The sequence below is a fragment of the Acinetobacter sp. YH16051 genome, from assembly GCF_013417135.1.
GTDB classification, from domain to species: Bacteria; Pseudomonadota; Gammaproteobacteria; order Pseudomonadales; family Moraxellaceae; genus Acinetobacter; species Acinetobacter towneri.
The window spans coordinates 1-3,744 of record NZ_VPEN01000053.1 but is presented as its reverse complement, the minus strand read 5'-3'; the positions used below and the strand labels follow the sequence as shown (position 1 = coordinate 3,744).

Sequence of the window (3,744 nt, the reverse complement as noted above, 5' to 3'; positions counted from 1 at the left end):
CTACACGATTAATCGTATCAAAACGAGGTGCTGAATCTTGACGGAGTGCTTTGTAAAGTGCTTCACGTCCAATTCCTGCTTCTTTAGCGATTTGAGTCATACCACGAGCTTTAGCAATTACACCAAGTGCATGAGCTAGTTCAGCAGGGTCATTCTCTTCAAGAACCATATTAAGATACATTACAATATCTTCTTCACTCTTAAGTGCTTCTGCCATGTCAAAGCTAGGTAGATCAGCTATTTTAACCATTTTTCAATCCTCTAAAGATTTTGATAAATCAACAGCTCGTTCTATATCCTTTTGCTGTGTAGATTTATCACCACCTCCAAGCATCACAATGATTACATCACCATGTTTGATGTAATACATGCGCCAACCTGGTCCGAAGAACTCTCGCATTTCCCAAACACCTTCTTGAAGATGCTTTACATCGCCCCAATTACCACGCTGAACCTTATCTAATCTTCGATTCAGTTTAAGACGGGTCATACTGTCTTTAATGCTATCTAGCCATTCATCAAATTCAGGGAGACGTTTAATCTCGGTCATGAAAGTTCCTCTTTATTGTATTCGATCGAATACACAACATTATAATGAATATATTTTATGAGTAAATGAAATAATAAGAATATATTTTATCAATTGATTATTTAATAACCTATGTTCTTGGCAAAAGGTATCAAACCTGCTCATAAAAAAGCCGACTTGTTTCTAAGTCGGCTTTTTACTGTTTTTGAAGTCAGTCAAAATTTTATAACTATATGAAAAACAATAATATTTTAAATTGCGTTTCGTATAAGCTCTATTATGTTAAATAATTAAGGATAAAAGCTTTATTACTAAATAGAACAGTTGCTTAAAGCAGTATAGAGTTAAGTTTGCATTTTAATATCAAGTTGTCTTTCAGCACCGATAATCACCATACGAATCCCATTTTCAAAAATGTCATCCGCATTCATATTTTGTAAGGTATTCACTCCTTGGAGCATGAGTGGATATATAGTTGGATCGGCTTCGAATGGTGGGTCTGATCTTATTTCTTCTTGCTGCTCCTCAAGGACCCACCCAACAATAAACCTTCCTAATGTCATAAGTAATGCAACTGCTTCAACAGGAGAAAACCCAGCATGAGATAACAGCGCAACTTGGGCCTCAATCGTGTTGAAATGTCCTTGACTGGGGCTAGTTCTTGCATGTAGACGAGCACCATCACGGTAAGCTAGTAGTGCTCGACGAAAGCTTACAGAATTAGCGAGCAACCAATCTTGCCATGTCATCCCATCGATGGGTAAAGAAACTAAATGGTGTTCATTTATAATGGTTTCCGCCATTGCTTCCATTAACAAGGATTTATTCTTGAAATGCCAATATAGAGTTGGAGATTTAATACCCAATCGTTGAGCTAGCTTGCGTGTGGTTATTGAATCTATGCCTTCTTCATTCAACATATCCAATGCGGTACGCAGGACTATTTCACGTGTCAGACGTTGAGGTGCAATATCTTTTTTACTCATAAATCTATCACTGATAGGGAGTGTGTGAGAGAATATTAATTCTATCATTGCTAGAGAAGGCATTTGTGAAGAAATCATTGAGCGTGATTTTAATCACTATATTTCTGGATGCTGTTGGGATTGGTTTAATTATGCCGATCTTGCCTGAATTATTACGGTCATTGGCTGGAGCTGAAGCAGGCGGTGTTCACTATGGTGCTTTATTAGCTGTGTATGCTCTGATGCAGTTCATTTTTGCACCTATCCTTGGAGCGTTGAGTGACCGATTTGGACGTCGACCTGTATTAATTATTTCAATTGCTGGTGCAACGGCTGATTATCTCCTAATGGCTGCTGCTCCTTCTCTATTGTGGCTATATATTGGTCGTATTTTTGCGGGAATTACAGGTGCCAACATGGCTGTTGCAACAGCTTATGTTTCAGATATTACTCCAGCCCATGAGCGTGCAAAAAGGTTTGGTCTCCTTGGAGCTGTCTTTGGTATTGGGTTTATAGCGGGTCCGGTAATAGGTGGAGTTTTGGGTGAATGGAACTTACATGCACCGTTCTTTGCTGCTGCTTTTATGAATGGGATTAATTTAATAATGACAGCAGTCTTATTAAAAGAATCAAAACACAGCAATAAAATGACTGAGAAGGTTCAGGAGCAATCAATATTAAAGAAATTATCCTATTTGATCACTCAACCTAATATGGCTCCATTGCTTGGTATCTTTTTAATTATCACATTGGTTTCACAAGTCCCCGCAACTTTATGGGTTATCTATGGGCAGGATCGTTATGGCTGGAGTATATTTATTGCAGGTGTTTCCCTTGCTAGTTATGGAATATGCCATTCTATTGCACAGGCTTTTGCTATCGCCCCTATGGTAAAGAGGTTTGGAGAGAAAAATACGTTGTTATGTGGAATAGCTTGCGATGCAATTGGTTTACTTCTTTTATCTATTGCTGTTGAAGAATGGGTGCCTTTTGCGTTGTTACCATTGTTTGCCCTTGGTGGAGTAGCCGTTCCTGCTTTGCAAGCAATGATGTCCAGAGGTATTAGTGATGAAAGACAAGGTGAATTACAAGGGCTATTAAGCAGTTTTAATAGTCTGGGGGCTATAATTGGTCCTGTATTAGTTACTAGCCTCTATTTTATGACTCAGGCATCAGCTCCTGGAATGGTATGGGCATTAGCTGCAATACTTTATGTAATCACCCTACCCTTATTGCTTAAGTATCGCCTGAATAAATATTCTGGAGTTCCATAAAATATTTAATTTATTGGTTTAAAAACTAATGGATTCTATAGTTTATCTAAAATTAACATAATACACGTTATACGAAATGCTTTATAATTATCCTTAGAAATCAATGATGTAGTTTCTAGTTGATAGCCCACCTTCCCCAAGGTGGGTTTTTTTTATGATTTTTCACGTTCCACGCCTACTATTTAATCAATGTTTCACGGTTTTAATAAGCCTTGGTAAACAATTCAACCTCTAGTCATCACTTAAAACAGCATGTAGCACTCGGCCCAATAAACCTCGTTTTTTAGGTTCCGGTGTTATCGTAGCAGCTTGCTGAATAGGCTTATTTTCTATTGCTGTAATTTGTTCGGGCTGTACAATTTCTTGTAAGTCTGTAGTTGTACGGATTTGTTCATTTGTACTGTAATCCTGACTGTCAGGCTGAATATTTTTAGGTGTATAGCCAAGTGCTAATGTTAGGTTGTCAATTTTATCTTTAAGTTGCTCAATCTCTTTGTACATACGCCTTTCACGTTCTTCGGCAACTGATTTATCATGTCGTAATTCTTCAATCAATTGCTTGTACAGTTCAACTGTAGTGTTGTCAGTTTCCTTACTATCAGGCTTACTGTCAGCCTGACTGTTAGGCATACCGTAAACACGTTGCATTTCACTAAAATCAATGACTTTTCGATTCTTAGAGTCAATTTCATAACTAATAGAACCATTCTTCATACGATCATAAATAGATGTACGAGCGATTCCATATTTTTTAGCTAATTCCGCAACAGTAAATTTAGGCATAGTTCTTTAATTATGGTTTTAGTCCGTCATTACATGAACTGTAATGTACTTAAACGTTAAAACCTAGATCTTTAAGATGTGGAAGAAGTTGTTTTTGTTGTACTGGATCTCTGAGCATATCTTTAATTTTAATGGCTAACTCTTCATAGCTTTCACCTTGATTTGCTAAATGAGACAGTTCATGTAGGCGAGA

General features: G+C 37.4%; 5 protein-coding genes and 1 pseudogene. 1 reads left to right on the top strand and 5 read right to left on the bottom strand.

Annotated elements, in window-relative coordinates:
- The 3 genes from FTV41_RS13820 to FTV41_RS13810 all read right to left on the bottom strand — a co-directional run.
- Nucleotides 1–250, bottom strand: a 250-nt coding sequence (locus FTV41_RS13820) for an addiction module antidote protein (RefSeq protein ID WP_179996705.1), incomplete at its 3' end; no start/stop codon positions are given.
- A gap of 3 nt (nt 251–253) precedes the next feature.
- Entirely contained in the window at nt 254–550 is a 297-nt protein-coding gene (locus tag FTV41_RS13815) for a type II toxin-antitoxin system RelE/ParE family toxin (RefSeq protein WP_004787583.1), read from the bottom strand.
- Nucleotides 551–873: 323 nt separating this feature from the next.
- Entirely contained in the window at nt 874–1,515 is a 642-nt protein-coding gene (locus FTV41_RS13810; RefSeq protein WP_004787586.1) for a TetR/AcrR family transcriptional regulator C-terminal domain-containing protein, read from the bottom strand.
- A gap of 65 nt (nt 1,516–1,580) precedes the next feature.
- Here FTV41_RS13810 and tet(39) point away from each other — a divergent pair, with 65 nt between their 5' ends.
- Nucleotides 1,581–2,768, top strand: a complete 1,188-nt coding sequence (gene tet(39) / locus FTV41_RS13805) for a tetracycline efflux MFS transporter Tet(39) (RefSeq protein ID WP_004856455.1) — start codon at nt 1,581–1,583, stop codon at nt 2,766–2,768.
- Nucleotides 2,769–2,999: 231 nt separating this feature from the next.
- Here the strand turns inward: tet(39) and FTV41_RS13800 are convergent, their stop codons facing one another.
- Nucleotides 3,000–3,551, bottom strand: a complete 552-nt coding sequence (locus FTV41_RS13800) for a plasmid replication DNA-binding protein (RefSeq protein ID WP_179996704.1) — start codon at nt 3,549–3,551, stop codon at nt 3,000–3,002.
- A 49-nt stretch (nt 3,552–3,600) separates the two neighbouring features.
- Nucleotides 3,601–3,744, bottom strand: a pseudogene (locus FTV41_RS13795) (replication initiation protein); the annotation flags it as partial.